The sequence below is a fragment of the Kitasatospora sp. NPDC059571 genome (assembly GCF_042735675.1).
Taxonomy (GTDB): domain Bacteria; phylum Actinomycetota; class Actinomycetes; order Streptomycetales; family Streptomycetaceae; genus Kitasatospora.
On the sequence record NZ_JBHWBW010000235.1, the window covers coordinates 1 to 11,689 of the forward strand.

Here is an 11,689-nt window from a genome sequence, read left to right on the forward strand (position 1 = left end):
GACAGGGGCCGCTCCGCGCCGAATTCCGGTCGAACGGAGAGGGAATTCCGGAGGGCCGGAAATGGCCGCGGAGGATCAGTCCGCGTGCGGCTTTCCGGCGAGGGTGACGCTCTGGCCGCGGAATTCTGCGACGACCTGGCCGGTGGTCCGGCGGACGCTCACGTCGTAGATTCCCTGGCGCCCGGAGCGGGTGCGCTCCACGGCCTCGGCGACCAGGTCGTCGCCGACCGCGGCCGGGGCGAGGAAGGTGACCTGGGCGCCCTGGGCGACGGTGACCGGGCCGTAGCTGTTGCAGGCGTAGGAGAAGGCCGCGTCGGCGAGGAGGAACAGGTAGCCGCCGTGGGCGATGCCGTGGCCGTTCACCATGGCCGCGGTGATCCGCATCCCCATGCGGGCCCGCCCGGTGGACACCTCGTCGAGGGTGATCCCCAGCTCCTGGCAGGTCCGGTCGCGCTCGTACAGTGCGGCGATCCGGGAATTCCCCGCAATCGCCGGCCCGATATCCGTGCCCATGATTCCCGCCTCCCCCGGGAGCGGCCCGAATCGGCCGGTGCTCCGTCCACGAGAATTACATCGAGCCGCGCCGCGGTGTGTCAATGGCCGCCGGATTCCGTGCCGCTGATGCGCGGCCGCCCGGGCACCGGCTTTTCGCGCCGGTGCCGCTCCGCCCGCCGCGCTCAGAGGCCGCCCTTGATCCGCTTCATGGTCAGGTGGGAGGTGAGCCGCAGGACGCCGGGGAGGCCGCTGAGCTTGCGGGTGAGGAAGTCCTCGTAGGCGGCGTGGTCGGCGACCGCGACGCGGATGAAGTAGTCCGGGCGTCCGAACAGGCGGCGGAACTCGGTGACCTCCTCGTAGGCGGCGACGATGTCCTCGAACTCCTCGAAGGTCTTCCGGTCGGTGGCGTGGACCTCGACGTCGACCAGGACCTCCAGCCCGCGGCCGACCGCCGCCGGGTCGATCACCGCGCGGTAGCCGCTGATGACGCCGGCCTCCTCCAGCCGCTTGACCCGGCGCAGGCACGGCGGCGGGGTCAGACCGACCCGCTTGGCCAGCTCGACGTTGGTCAGCCGGCCGTCCCGCCGCAGGTGGAACACAATGTCGCGATCAATGGCATCCAGGGTCATTTCATTGCTCACAGGGTGATCCTACGGCCATAACCGGAAACCATATGAGGCCATGACCGGCCTAATATGTCCGTATGGGAACTCCTCCGGTCGCCGTCGGCGGCCCGCCCCGGCCTGCCCCGGAGTCCGCGCCACCGCCGCGGACGCCGTCCGATGCCGTTGCCGCCGCCAAGGACTCCACGTCCGTCGGGCTCGGGCTCGTTCCGCTGGGCCTCGCCTTCGGCGTGCTGGTCACCCACGCGGGCCTGCCCTGGTGGTGTGCCACCCTGTTCACCGCGGTCGTCTACGCCGGGTCGTTCGAGTTCCTGCTCGTCGGCCTGGCCGCCGCGGTCGCCCCGCTCGCCACGGTCGCGCTGACCGCCTTCCTGGTGAACCTCCGGCACGTCTTCTACGCCCTCTCCTTCCCGCTGCACCGGGTGACCGGCCGCGCCGGGCGCGCCTACAGCACCTTCGCGCTGACCGACGAGGCCTACGCCCTCACCACCGGCGAGCAGGCCCGCACCTGGGGCGGTCGCCGGATCCTGTGGCTGCAACTGCTCATGCACCTGTACTGGGTCGGCAGCGCCACCGCGGGCGCGCTGGCCGGGGCACTGATCCCCGACAGCGTCACCGGCCTGGACTTCGCGATGACCGCCCTGTTCGTCGTGCTCGCCCTGGATGCGCTCAAGGACCGGCGCGGCGACCTGCCCACCCCGCTGCTCGCCCTGTTCAGCGCCCTGATCGCGCGCCTCGTCCTCCCGGGCCAGCTGCTGGCGACGGCGTTCGTGCTGTTCACCGCCGGGCTGCTGGCCCGCCGCCTGGTCACCCGCAGGAGCCCGGACCATGCCTGACACCCGCTACCTGATCGCCGCGGTCGCCGTCTCCGCGGCGGTCACCTGGGCGCTGCGCGCCCTGCCGTTCGCCGCCCTGACCCCGCTGCGGGCCAGCCGGACGGTGCGTTACCTCAGCACCCGGATGCCCGCCGGCGTGATGGTCATCCTGCTCGTCTACTGCCTGCGCGACCTGCCGCTGACCCACCCCGGACGGCTGCTCGCCCCGGTCGCCGCCCTGGCCGTCACCGTCGGCCTGCACCTGTGGCGCCGCAGCGCCCTGCTCAGCATCATCGGCGGCACCGCCGTGCACGTGGCGCTGGCCAGCACCCTGCCCATGCACTGAAGCGGGACGGGACCCCGGTCGAGCCGCGCCCCGCGGTGCGTGCGGCTTGCGGGCCAGGGCGGCCGAGCTCGGCCGCTCCATGGCGCGCTGACGGCGTGCGGTGCAGGCCGGGAGGCCGGGTCAGTGGTGGCCGGGCGAGGCCGCGATGGTGGCGTACTCCAGGGCCACGGCCCACAGTTCTGCCGCGCTGGGGCGGGCGCCCGGCAGGGCGTTGAGTGCGGCTTCCGCGTTCATCGCGGCGAAGCCCCAGAGCTCCCGGGGCTCGGCGCGGGCCGCGCCCTCGGCCGCGCGCAGGGCGGCGACCAGGGCCGTCCCGGTGATCGGACCCGGCGGTGCGGCGGGGAGCAGGGCGCGGAGCGCCGGAAGGGTGTGGGCGCCGGGGTCGGTGAAGGGTTCGGGTCCGCGGCTGCCGGTGCCGGCCGACGGTGCCGGCCGGTGGTGAACGGTGTCGGTCATGCGGCCCACCGTGGCACGCCCGTCTGACAACCCGTCGGCATCGGCGGGCACCGCGCGGTGCGGACGGCAGTCGGCCCGTGCGACCCCTGCCGCGGACAACCGTGCAGGTGAGGGCCGTCTGACGGATGATCGGAAACCGTTTGAGCGACCCCGAAGCATCTGCCATGCTGTCACCCGGCCAACCGCAGGGCGGCCACCCGGGGGGAGCGGCGCAGGGGCGCCGCACACAGGCATGGGGTGGTGCCGCGGCGGCTCCGCACCGGCGACCGCCGGCGCGGGAGCCCCATCAGGTGGCCGCGTACACCGCGAAGCACGAGGTACTTCATGACGCACGCCCAGCCGCCGGTCCCGACCGCTGCCGAGTCTCCCGATCCGGTGCGGACAGCAGCCGTCCGGCACGCCCGTCGCGGCGGGGGCCGCGCCCGGCTGTTCTCCGCCGCCCTGGCGGTGGCGGTCCTGGTGGCCGGGGCGACCGGCTGTTCCGGCTCCGGCGACGGCAAGGGATCGGCCGCGGCGCAGGCCGAGGTGTTCGGTCCGAAGGGCTACCGCGGCATCGCCCCGGGGACGGCCAAGGACGCCGCGCTGGCGGGCGGGGCGCTGCAGAGCACGCCGTTCTCGGCCCTGGAGGGCTGCGCCTTCTACACGTACCACGACGGGCCGGCCCCCGACCCGGCCGCGATCGCCGCCGAGACCGCGGCCGTCGCGAAGACCAAGGACACCAAGGCCAAGGCGGACAAGGCCCAGGCCGATGCGGACGCCCACCGGGCCGGCCCGGGTGCGTCGGCCCGCGAGTACGCCGAGGACGCCAAGCGGTCGGCGGACTCCGCCAAGCTGCTCGCCGACTCGGCCACCGCGATCGCCGACGAGCTGAAGCTCCAGGCCACCCGCGACAAGGCCTTCGAGTCGGTCGGCGGCGCCAAGTTCGGCACCGGCGGGCTCAAGCAGCTGATCGCCCCGCCGAAGGCGCGGACTGCCGAGGGCATCGGCGCCGGCTCCACCGAGCAGGACTTGAAGAAGGCGTACGCCAAGGTCGAGGCAGTCGACGGCGGGTTCCGCCTGCCGATCGACGGCGCGGCCGGCTGGGAGCTGTTCTTCGCCGTCGACGGCGGCAAGGTGACGGCGATGTCCCTGTTCAGTACGGCGGTGAAGTGCTGACGGCCTGACCGGTCAGCCGGAGGCGGGGAGGAGGGCCGTCAGGTCGGCGAAGGCCGCCCGGACGGCCCCCGGGTTCTCCACCCACGGGAAGTGGCCGCACTCCACCGGCAGCCGGTGGTCTGCCGGGTGAGGTCAGCCGAGCCTGGTCCTGGTGCCGGGCCCGCGGGCGGCGCGGCGGGTGCGGGCGGGCCGGGACGGCCTGACGTCGGGCCGGGCCGCCCGGTCGCCCCTGGCCCGGGCCGCCAGCGCGGCGTTCAGCGCGCGGACGGCGAGCAGCATGGCCACCGCGGCGAGGGCCTCCGGCTCCCGGATACCGCGGGCGGCGGCGGCCGCCCGGCAGACGGAGCACCAGACGGCACTGGCCGGCGTGCCGTCGGGGTACGCCATCGCCGTGGGCGGGAAGTAGCGGGCGCCGCAGGCCTGGCAGACGAAGAGCAGTCTCATCAGTGCACCACCCCGGAGCCCCCGCAGCGGCTGCACGGCGACCAGTAGCGGTGCTCCCGGTGGATCTGGTGGCCCTGCGCGTCCCGGTCCACGGTGTGCTCGACCTTCTCCGTCCCGCGCTGCCCGGCGCAACCGGGACAGACCTGTGGCTGGCTGGACATGGGCGCCACCTCCTGTACGCAGACGGTAGCGCGCTGTGCCCATGATCGGGTGGCCGAGCGTCAGAACCCGCGCGCCGCGCGCCCCCTGCTCATCCGGCGGCAGGTCAGGAGTGCGCGGCCGGCGGGTCGGCGGGCAGCCCGGCCTCGCGGGCGAGGATGCCGAGCGCGCTGCGCAGCGCCTCCCGCTCGGCGGGGGTCAGCGCGGCGGCGAGCCCGGCGTCGACCTCCTGGGCCAGGGCCGCGCAGTCGGCGAGCAGCTCCCGTCCGGTGTCCGTGAGGACGAGGGCCTGGCGGCGCCGGTCGGCGGAGTCGCGCACCCGCCGCAGTGCGCCCAGCGCCTCCAGCTGGTCGGCCAGGCTCACCACCAGGCTCGGTGCGACGCCCATGGCCTGGGAGAGCTCGAGCTGGGAGGCGGCGGCGCCGGCGTCCAGGGCGGCCAGCAGTCCGACCTGCTTGGGCTTGAGGCCGCGGCTCTCGATCGCCGCGGCGAACCGCGCCGTCGCCACCGTGCCGAGGGTGCCGAGCCGGAAGGCCAGCGAGGAGGTCAGCGGAGGGGGGTTGACGGCGCTCATGGCAGAGATACTATCCTCCTTGTAATCATTCAGAACTCGAATCATTCAGGAGATGACGCACATGGCACACGGGAACGCCGCCGACCCCGCACGCCCCAGTCCGCTCTCCCGCCCGCTCGTGGCCGCGAACGTCCTCGGGTCGCTGGTGTCGATGGGCTCCGCCCTCGCCGGCCTGCTCGACCCGGGGATCGTCCTCGCGGCCGGCTCGGCGGTCACCGGCGGCGTGCACCTCTACGCCGCGGCGTACGCGGCCCGGGCGCTGCCCCTCGGGGCCGTGCTGATCCACCAGGTGCTGGCGGGGCGGTCCGGCCGCGCTCTGGTGCCGCTGCTGGCGGTCGCGGGCGCCGTCCAGGTCGGCGACGCCGTGATCGGCCTGGCGGCGCACAACCCGGGGATGGTGATCGGGGCCGGCCTGCTGGCCGTCCTGCACCTCGGCTCGGCGCTGCGGGCGGCCGGGTCGGCCGGGGCCGCGGCCCCGCGCCCGTCCGCCGCGCCGGCGGGGGGTGTGCGGTGATCCACTCCGTCCGGACGGCCGACGACACCCTGGCCTTCGCCCTGGAACTGGCGGTCTACGCGGCCGTGGCGGCCTACGGCCTCACCCGCCGCGGCCTCCCGCGGTGGGGGCGGTGGCCGGCCGCCCTCGCCCTGGTCGCCGGCTGGGCCGGGCTCTGGGCGGTGTTCGGGGCGCCGGGGGCGGCCGTCCCGCTGCACGGCGCGGCCCGGGCCGCACTGGACCTGCTCTGGTTCGGCAGCGCCGCGGCCGCCCTGGTCGCGATGGGGCGACGGCGTCCCGCCGTGGTCTTCGCCGCCCTCTACGTCCTCACCACCGCGGTCCATCTGGCGCTGTGACCCTGTGGGAACGGACACGGTTCCGGGACAGGTCTTGACGGCCGAAGTAAGCCTTGCCTAACTTCTGTCCCATGTTCCACAGCACCACGGATCCGGCAGAGCCGACCGGCCCGGACGGCCTCGTCGACTTCGAATTCGACCTCACCGAGGGGGAGACCCGGCGGCGCGCCCAGGTGATGGCCGCACTCGGCGACACCTGGGACCCGGTGGAGGTCCTGCGCGGCGAGGAGGAGGCCCACGCCCTGCTCTACTCGGGCCTCGACGAGCAGCAGCAGCGCATCCACGACGACCTGGTGGCGGCCGGCGTGCTGCCGCGGCAGGGACGCGGCCATGCTTCCCCTTGACCCGCAGGCCGACCTCGGGCGGCGGGCCTGGGTGGCGTGCCCGAGGTGCGACGACGCCCGCGGCTGCGACCCGTGCCGGGAGCGCCGCAGCTGCAGCGACCACTGGCGCTTCCTGCTCTCCAACACCGGCAGCCTGCTGCACCTGCAGTGCCCCGCCTGCACCCACGTCTGGGCGCACGAGACCGGCTTCGGCGCCACCCGCTCGGCGTGGCGGAGCCCCGCCGACGGACTCTCCGGGCACTGACCGGCCACGGCTCGCGCCCGGGGCGGGGAGGTGGCGTTGCGGCGCGGCGCCCGGGCGGGCTTCACTGGACCTGAACCGATCCGGAAGTCCGAAGGACAGTCGATGAGCAGCCCCTTCCCGGCCCTCGGCCAGGACCCGGCCGCCTGGGTCGCGGCCGCCGTGCCCGGCCCCCTGATGCGCGCCCTCGACCGGCGCGGCGGCATGCCGCACGGCATGCGCCAGGAGATCGCCCGCCAACTCGCCGACGGCACCTCCGCCGCCCGCCTGCGGGAGCGGATCGAGCGCCGCTGGTGGGAGCGGTACGCCCACCTGCCCGGCCCGGACCTGCTGGAACGCGCCGACGACATCGCCCTCGACCTGGTCGCCGTGCCGACCTGCCCGTTGGGCTGCGAGGACGGCTGGCTGATCGAGCAGTCCCGGGTGTGCCCGTGGTGCCGGCCCAACGGCACCGTCATCGACGTCCACGAGGAGGACGGCGGCCGCCGGCTCGACGCGGACGGCCAGGCCCGCCGCGCGGCCGAGGTCCGTGCGGCGATGCGCGCCAACCGGCGCTATCCGCGCCCCGCCCGCTGACCGTCGCCGCGCACCGGCCGGCGGCGCCGCGGCTGCCCCGTCGGCCCCCGCGAGGTCCGCCAGGGTTCCGGTGCCGTTCCCGACAGGCCGAACGAGGAGGAGCGGACACGGTGGACAGCACGCGCGAGGACGGCGGGCGCCGGTGGATCGACGCCGAACGGCGGGACCGGGTGATCCGGGCGGCGGCAGCGGCCGGGCTGGTCGGGGAGGAGCACGTGGCCGCCGGCTTCCTCGACGTCGACGGCGTCCGGGAGACCGCGGCGGGCCTGCAGACGGCCTTCGGGACGGACGCGCCCGTCCTCCACACCTTCGCGGTCAAGGCGGCGGCGCTGGTTCCCGTGCTGCGGCTGGTCGCCGACGCCGGGCTGGGAGCGGAGGTGGCGAGCCCCGGCGAGCTGGCCATCGCCCTGGCGGCCGGGATCCCCGCCGAGCGGATCGTGCTCGACTCGCCCGCCAAGACCCCCGCCGAGCTGGCCACCGCCCTCGACCTCGGCGTGGCCGTCAACGCCGACAACCTCGGGGAACTGGAGCGGATCGCCGCCCTGCTGCCCGTCCGGCCCCGCGGCTCCGTGCTCGGGCTGCGGCTCAACCCGCAGGTGGGGGCCGGGACGATCGGGGCGATGAGCACCGCCTCGGAGCACTCCAAGTTCGGCGTCCCGCTGCGCGACCCCGGCGCGTACGAGCAGGTCCTCGCCGCCTTCGACCGGTACCCGTGGCTCACCCGGGTGCATGTCCACGTGGGCTCGCAGGGCTGCCCGCCCGACCTGATAGCCGCCGGGATCAGGGCCGTTTGGGAACTCGCCGAGGAGGTCAACCGCCGGGCCGGCTCCGGCCGGGTCACCGGCATCGACCTCGGCGGCGGACTGCCCGTCAACTTCGACGACGACGAGGTGCGTCCGACCCACGCCGACTACGCGGCCCACCTGCGCGCCGCCGTCCCCGGCCTGTTCAGCGGCCGGTACGGCCTGGTCACCGAGTTCGGCCGCTCCGTCGTCGCCAAGCACGGCTTCACGGCGGCCCGGGTGGAGTACACCAAGGAGGTCGGCGGCCGCCGGATCGCGCTCACCCACGCCGGCGCCCACCTGGCCACCCGCACCGTCCTCATGCCGGACGCCTGGCCGCTGCGCGTCGACGTGCACCGCCCGGACGGGACGAGGCGGCACGGGCCCACCGAGCCCCAGGACGTGGCCGGCCCGCTCTGCTTCGCCGGCGACGTGGTGGCCCGCGTCCGGGCCCTGCCGCGGATCGAACCGGGCGACCTCGTCGTCCTCCACGACACCGGCGGCTACTACACCTCCGCCCCCTGGGCCTACAACAGCGTGCCCCGCCCGGCGATCCACGGCTTCACCACCGCCGGCGGGCGGATCCGCTTCGCCACCGTCCGCCCGGAGCAGACCCTCGCGGAGCTCACCGCCGAGGCCGGCGGCCGGTACGCCGACGCGCTGACCGCCCTGACCGCGCCGTCCGCACCGGCCGCACCGGTCGAGAACGGCACGGCCCGTCCGCACCGGCCCGGCCCGATGCCCCGCCACCACCGATGACGGCGGGTCCGGGCCGGGTCCGGTCCGGATCTACATCCCCGGACGCCCGTCGAGCTCCCGGCGGCGGGCGTCCAGCGCCCTGGCCAGCACCTTGGCCCGGAACGGGTTCACCGGGTCGAGGGCCGTCGCCACCGCCACCGCCTCCTCCAGCAGGGCCAGCCGCTGCTCGGGCAGCTCCCGCACCAGGGGCGACGCACTGGCCTCCACCAGGACGTAGGCCAGCTTCGACCCGTACACCTCCGGCTCGACCCGGGAGAGCAGCCGGTAGATCGTCAGCCCCTCGACCCCGCGCACCACCCGGCGGCCGGCGCTCAGCAGCTTGACCCTCGCCCGCAGCACCATGTCCTGATCCATCGTTCCCCCCATCGCTCCGTCACCCCCCGCCCCGGCACCCGCCGGACGGCGGGACAGCACGGCGAACGCGCCGGCAGCCGGGGACGACTGCCGACACGGACGTCGGGGAGTGGATGACGACGAGTCTGCGGGCGGACCGTCAGCTGCGACAAGTCCGAACGGACGTGCGCTCCGTCCTACCGCGACCGCCTCCGAACAGGCATGATGGATTCGACACTCACCGGGCTCCGGGTACCGGCCGTACGCCGCCGCTGCCCCGGGCCGGAGAGCAGGGGCCGTCAGTCCTCCGGGTCGGGCTGCACGACGGCGAGGCCGCCGGTGTGCGGATGCGGGACATAGCCCTCCGCCGGCGCGGGCAGCGCGTCCACACACGCCGCCGAGCAGGCGTTGACCAGCAGCGGCAGGACATCCCGGCCGGACGTCCAGAGCGAGATCCAGACCTGCCGCAGGCCCTCCGTGCCGGCGATCCGCCGGTCGCAGACGCTGCACGTCCGGATCGCCGTGACACCCCAGGCCCGGGGAGGGAGGTCCGCCGGATCGGCACCGTGCGCCGCGTTCGCCGGGGCCGACAGCAGCGGGAAGGGCGACCGGTACGTCTCGCTGCCGTACAGCGCGCGGGTGCTCACGGTGCTGTGCCGCAGGTTGCGGCAGCGGGTGATCTCGTAGGGGAACCAGTGGAGGCGGAGGGATCTGTACGGGGTGAACTCCTCGAGGCTCTGCATCGCACCGATCTCGGGCGGGACCCGGACCAGGTTGCTGCCGTACAGGTCGAGGTGCTGCACCGCGGTGAGCCGGGCGATCGTCGGGGGGAGGGTGACGACCTGGCGCCGCTGCTCGGGAGTGAGCTCCACCAGCGGTGCGAAGACCTCCCGGCCGTCGGCCGCGGCCTCCTCGACCAGGTCGAGCAGGCGGAGCCAGCCCGGTGCGGTGGTGTCCTGCACCTCCCGGTGGAAGGCGGTCGGTCGATGACGCGGCCGCCTGCGGGGCGGCCGGAGGCACCGGCACTCGTCCCGCGACCGCTCGTGGTCACCGGGAGCCACTGCGCCGGCCCACCGGTTGGCGAACACCTGTGGCTTCAACTCCTCGCTCATGGCCACACGGTAGCGTCGCCCCCGATCGCGGCCGTGGGGCAGGCGACCGTGGTCAGGGGGCCGGCCGGCGCGCGGCGGCGAGGAGTTCGGCGAGCGGGCCGTCGAAGGCGGGCAGCAGGGCCGCCACGGCGGGCCAGAAACCGGGCGGCGCGCCGGCGGCTGCGGTGGTGACCGCCGTCCGGCAGGCGTCCTGCCAGGCGGCGGCGCCGCGGTCGCCGGGGCGCAGCCACCGGCCGTGCCGCAGGGCCCGGGCAGCGGGACGCAGCAGGGCCACCGTCTCGGTGGCGGTGAGGACGCGGCCGCTGAGTATCTGCTCCAGGAGCCACGGGTCGGACCAGGCGTCGGGCCGGGCGAGGACGGCCCGCGCGGCGGCCGGCGAGTGCCGGGCCAGCCAACGCTGTCGGGCGGGCGGCAGCGCCTCGGCGAGCTCCGGCGGGAACCCCGCCCGCGCGGCCAGCGCGCAGAGGACGGGCTCGGGCAGCGGCGCGGCGTGATGGGCCGTCAGCAGCTCTGCCCAGGGCGCCGGCCGGGCCGGCTCACCGACGAACTCGGTGAGGACCGCCTCCGCGGTGATCGCGTCCGCGCAGCCGCGGAGCGCAGTCGCCGGTGCAGTGCCCGGTGTGGCGTCGACCGCGTGGCGGGCGGCCAGCGCGCTGCGCAGCGCCGGATCGGTGCAGGCGGCCTCCCGGGTGCGCCGGTCGAAGTCCGGGTCCGCCCCGAACAGCCAGACGGTGGTGGCGAGATGGCGGTGGGAGGGCCCGTACGCCCAGCGGGTGTAGAGCGCACGGGGCGGCGCCCCGGCGGCCCGGATCCGGGCGAGGACCCCGGCGCGGAGCGCCTCGCGGGCCCGCAGCCGGCCCCAGGACCGGTCGGCGAGCCGGTCCAGTCGGGCGTCGTCCAGCCCGGCCAGGACGGCGGCCAGGACCGCGGGCGGCGCCTGGGCGAGCACGCGCAGATCGGGGCCGTCCGGAAGGGCCGCGCCGGTCGCGCCGTGCCGGATCCGCCGGACGAGGGGCGCGAGCCGTCCCGGGTGGTGCGGCACCAGCGCCGCGGCGGCCCGCCAGGCATCGGGGTCGGCGCCGAGCTCCTCCCGCAGCGCGGAGCCGACGGCGGCCCAGAACGTCCCGGCCGGCGCCCCGTGGTTGTGGTCGTAGCCGTCGACGATCCGGACCAGCAGGTCGACCCGCGGGGTGCCGTCCAGCAGGTCGGCGGCGGTCCGCTCGGCCGGCCCGTCGGGGTGGGCGAGGACATGCCGCAGCAGGGACGGGCGGAGCTCGCCGAGCCGCACGAGGCCGGGCCGCCAGACCGCGGCGGGCAGCGGTCGCCGCCGGGCCGCCAGCCGGTTCGCCAGACGCGGCTGCCACGGGGTGAGCAGCGCTGCGGTGAGGGCGTCCGGGCAGTCCGGGCGGGCGATCAGCGCCCGCTGCTGCGACAGGCCGAACGGCTCGCGCCGGTGGGCGGCGGCCAGCTGCGGCCAGTCCGGTGCCGGCACGGCGGCGAGCACCGCGTCGGCCTCCCGGACGGACCGCGCCGCCCGCCGCGGCGGGCCCCGGGGGGGCGCCCCGGGGGGGGCGGGGGGGGGGCGGGCCGGGGCGGGGCCCCCCCCCCCCCGCCCCGCGCGCGGCC

General features: G+C 76.1%; 18 protein-coding genes. 9 read left to right on the top strand and 9 right to left on the bottom strand.

Annotated features, from left to right (window positions below):
- Window positions 1–75 precede the first annotated feature (75 nt).
- Both paaI and ACFV0G_RS23755 read right to left on the bottom strand, forming a co-directional pair.
- Entirely contained in the window at window positions 76–513 is a 438-nt protein-coding gene (paaI, locus tag ACFV0G_RS23750; protein ID WP_380551346.1) for a hydroxyphenylacetyl-CoA thioesterase PaaI, read from the bottom strand.
- A 164-nt stretch (window positions 514–677) separates the two neighbouring features.
- The gene (locus tag ACFV0G_RS23755; protein WP_380551396.1) at window positions 678–1,124 is read right to left on the bottom strand and encodes an Lrp/AsnC family transcriptional regulator; all 447 of its coding nucleotides are present in this window, start codon (window positions 1,122–1,124) and stop codon (window positions 678–680) included.
- 74 nt (window positions 1,125–1,198) lie between these two features.
- On the opposite strand from ACFV0G_RS23755, the gene ACFV0G_RS23760 reads away from it, so the two are divergent.
- Both ACFV0G_RS23760 and ACFV0G_RS23765 read left to right on the top strand, forming a co-directional pair.
- Window positions 1,199–1,954 (top strand): AzlC family ABC transporter permease, encoded by a 756-nt coding sequence (locus tag ACFV0G_RS23760; RefSeq protein ID WP_380551349.1) that lies wholly within the window; start codon window positions 1,199–1,201, stop codon window positions 1,952–1,954.
- Entirely contained in the window at window positions 1,947–2,279 is a 333-nt protein-coding gene (locus ACFV0G_RS23765) for a branched-chain amino acid transporter permease (protein ID WP_380551352.1), read from the top strand. Before ACFV0G_RS23760 ends, ACFV0G_RS23765 begins: the two co-directional genes overlap by 8 nt.
- A gap of 120 nt (window positions 2,280–2,399) precedes the next feature.
- Here ACFV0G_RS23765 and ACFV0G_RS23770 read toward each other — a convergent pair whose 3' ends face one another.
- Window positions 2,400–2,735 carry a hypothetical protein gene (locus ACFV0G_RS23770; protein ID WP_380551355.1) on the bottom strand — a complete coding sequence of 112 codons (336 nt, stop codon included), beginning with the start codon at window positions 2,733–2,735 and terminating at the stop codon, window positions 2,400–2,402.
- Window positions 2,736–3,059: 324 nt separating this feature from the next.
- On the opposite strand from ACFV0G_RS23770, the gene ACFV0G_RS23775 reads away from it, so the two are divergent.
- Window positions 3,060–3,890, top strand: coding sequence for a hypothetical protein (locus ACFV0G_RS23775; RefSeq protein ID WP_380551358.1), 831 nt, complete (start codon window positions 3,060–3,062; stop codon window positions 3,888–3,890).
- A gap of 132 nt (window positions 3,891–4,022) precedes the next feature.
- Here the strand turns inward: ACFV0G_RS23775 and ACFV0G_RS23780 are convergent, their stop codons facing one another.
- The 3 genes from ACFV0G_RS23780 to ACFV0G_RS23790 all read right to left on the bottom strand — a co-directional run bounded on the left by ACFV0G_RS23780 (window position 4,023) and on the right by ACFV0G_RS23790 (window position 5,067).
- Window positions 4,023–4,334, bottom strand: coding sequence for a hypothetical protein (locus ACFV0G_RS23780; RefSeq protein ID WP_380551361.1), 312 nt, complete (start codon window positions 4,332–4,334; stop codon window positions 4,023–4,025).
- Window positions 4,334–4,495: a hypothetical protein gene (locus ACFV0G_RS23785; RefSeq protein ID WP_380551364.1), complete on the bottom strand. Its 162-nt coding sequence runs from the start codon at window positions 4,493–4,495 to the stop codon at window positions 4,334–4,336. Before ACFV0G_RS23785 ends, ACFV0G_RS23780 begins: the two co-directional genes overlap by 1 nt.
- A gap of 104 nt (window positions 4,496–4,599) precedes the next feature.
- Window positions 4,600–5,067 carry a MarR family winged helix-turn-helix transcriptional regulator gene (locus tag ACFV0G_RS23790; RefSeq protein WP_380551367.1) on the bottom strand — a complete coding sequence of 156 codons (468 nt, stop codon included), beginning with the start codon at window positions 5,065–5,067 and terminating at the stop codon, window positions 4,600–4,602.
- A 61-nt stretch (window positions 5,068–5,128) separates the two neighbouring features.
- On the opposite strand from ACFV0G_RS23790, the gene ACFV0G_RS23795 reads away from it, so the two are divergent.
- The 6 genes from ACFV0G_RS23795 (at window position 5,129) to ACFV0G_RS23820 (ending at window position 8,618) form a co-directional block, all read left to right on the top strand.
- Window positions 5,129–5,581: a hypothetical protein gene (locus ACFV0G_RS23795; RefSeq protein ID WP_380551370.1), complete on the top strand. Its 453-nt coding sequence runs from the start codon at window positions 5,129–5,131 to the stop codon at window positions 5,579–5,581.
- Window positions 5,578–5,916 (top strand): YrdB family protein, encoded by a 339-nt coding sequence (locus ACFV0G_RS23800; protein WP_380551373.1) that lies wholly within the window; start codon window positions 5,578–5,580, stop codon window positions 5,914–5,916. Before ACFV0G_RS23795 ends, ACFV0G_RS23800 begins: the two co-directional genes overlap by 4 nt.
- A gap of 71 nt (window positions 5,917–5,987) precedes the next feature.
- A complete protein-coding gene (locus ACFV0G_RS23805) occupies window positions 5,988–6,260 on the top strand; it encodes a DUF6400 family protein (protein ID WP_380551376.1) in 273 nt (90 codons plus the stop codon).
- Window positions 6,247–6,504: a hypothetical protein gene (locus tag ACFV0G_RS23810; protein ID WP_380551378.1), complete on the top strand. Its 258-nt coding sequence runs from the start codon at window positions 6,247–6,249 to the stop codon at window positions 6,502–6,504. The genes ACFV0G_RS23805 and ACFV0G_RS23810 overlap by 14 nt, the downstream gene beginning before the upstream one ends.
- Window positions 6,505–6,606: 102 nt before the next feature.
- Window positions 6,607–7,077 carry a hypothetical protein gene (locus ACFV0G_RS23815; RefSeq protein WP_380551381.1) on the top strand — a complete coding sequence of 157 codons (471 nt, stop codon included), beginning with the start codon at window positions 6,607–6,609 and terminating at the stop codon, window positions 7,075–7,077.
- Window positions 7,078–7,187: 110 nt separating this feature from the next.
- The gene (locus ACFV0G_RS23820) at window positions 7,188–8,618 is read left to right on the top strand and encodes a diaminopimelate decarboxylase (RefSeq protein ID WP_380551384.1); all 1,431 of its coding nucleotides are present in this window, start codon (window positions 7,188–7,190) and stop codon (window positions 8,616–8,618) included.
- 30 nt (window positions 8,619–8,648) lie between these two features.
- Here ACFV0G_RS23820 and ACFV0G_RS23825 read toward each other — a convergent pair whose 3' ends face one another.
- The 3 genes from ACFV0G_RS23825 to ACFV0G_RS23835 all read right to left on the bottom strand — a co-directional run bounded on the left by ACFV0G_RS23825 (window position 8,649) and on the right by ACFV0G_RS23835 (window position 11,567).
- Window positions 8,649–8,972: a hypothetical protein gene (locus ACFV0G_RS23825; protein ID WP_380551387.1), complete on the bottom strand. Its 324-nt coding sequence runs from the start codon at window positions 8,970–8,972 to the stop codon at window positions 8,649–8,651.
- Window positions 8,973–9,250: 278 nt separating this feature from the next.
- Window positions 9,251–10,063, bottom strand: a complete 813-nt coding sequence (locus tag ACFV0G_RS23830) for a leucine-rich repeat domain-containing protein (RefSeq protein WP_380551390.1) — start codon at window positions 10,061–10,063, stop codon at window positions 9,251–9,253.
- A 52-nt stretch (window positions 10,064–10,115) separates the two neighbouring features.
- Window positions 10,116–11,567 carry a hypothetical protein gene (locus tag ACFV0G_RS23835; protein WP_380551393.1) on the bottom strand — a complete coding sequence of 484 codons (1,452 nt, stop codon included), beginning with the start codon at window positions 11,565–11,567 and terminating at the stop codon, window positions 10,116–10,118.
- Between the last annotated feature and the right edge of the window lie 122 nt (window positions 11,568–11,689).

Coding starts and splice junctions, on each gene's coding strand:
- paaI (WP_380551346.1), bottom strand. CDS start 513: ATGGGCACGGATATCGGGCCGGCGATTGCGGGGAATTCCCGGATCGCC.
- ACFV0G_RS23755 (WP_380551396.1), bottom strand. CDS start 1,124: ATGACCCTGGATGCCATTGATCGCGACATTGTGTTCCACCTGCGGCGG.
- ACFV0G_RS23760 (WP_380551349.1), top strand. CDS start 1,199: ATGGGAACTCCTCCGGTCGCCGTCGGCGGCCCGCCCCGGCCTGCCCCG.
- ACFV0G_RS23765 (WP_380551352.1), top strand. CDS start 1,947: ATGCCTGACACCCGCTACCTGATCGCCGCGGTCGCCGTCTCCGCGGCG.
- ACFV0G_RS23770 (WP_380551355.1), bottom strand. CDS start 2,735: ATGACCGACACCGTTCACCACCGGCCGGCACCGTCGGCCGGCACCGGC.
- ACFV0G_RS23775 (WP_380551358.1), top strand. CDS start 3,060: ATGACGCACGCCCAGCCGCCGGTCCCGACCGCTGCCGAGTCTCCCGAT.
- ACFV0G_RS23780 (WP_380551361.1), bottom strand. CDS start 4,334: ATGAGACTGCTCTTCGTCTGCCAGGCCTGCGGCGCCCGCTACTTCCCG.
- ACFV0G_RS23785 (WP_380551364.1), bottom strand. CDS start 4,495: ATGTCCAGCCAGCCACAGGTCTGTCCCGGTTGCGCCGGGCAGCGCGGG.
- ACFV0G_RS23790 (WP_380551367.1), bottom strand. CDS start 5,067: ATGAGCGCCGTCAACCCCCCTCCGCTGACCTCCTCGCTGGCCTTCCGG.
- ACFV0G_RS23795 (WP_380551370.1), top strand. CDS start 5,129: ATGGCACACGGGAACGCCGCCGACCCCGCACGCCCCAGTCCGCTCTCC.
- ACFV0G_RS23805 (WP_380551376.1), top strand. CDS start 5,988: ATGTTCCACAGCACCACGGATCCGGCAGAGCCGACCGGCCCGGACGGC.
- ACFV0G_RS23810 (WP_380551378.1), top strand. CDS start 6,247: ATGCTTCCCCTTGACCCGCAGGCCGACCTCGGGCGGCGGGCCTGGGTG.
- ACFV0G_RS23815 (WP_380551381.1), top strand. CDS start 6,607: ATGAGCAGCCCCTTCCCGGCCCTCGGCCAGGACCCGGCCGCCTGGGTC.
- ACFV0G_RS23825 (WP_380551387.1), bottom strand. CDS start 8,972: ATGGATCAGGACATGGTGCTGCGGGCGAGGGTCAAGCTGCTGAGCGCC.
- ACFV0G_RS23830 (WP_380551390.1), bottom strand. CDS start 10,063: ATGAGCGAGGAGTTGAAGCCACAGGTGTTCGCCAACCGGTGGGCCGGC.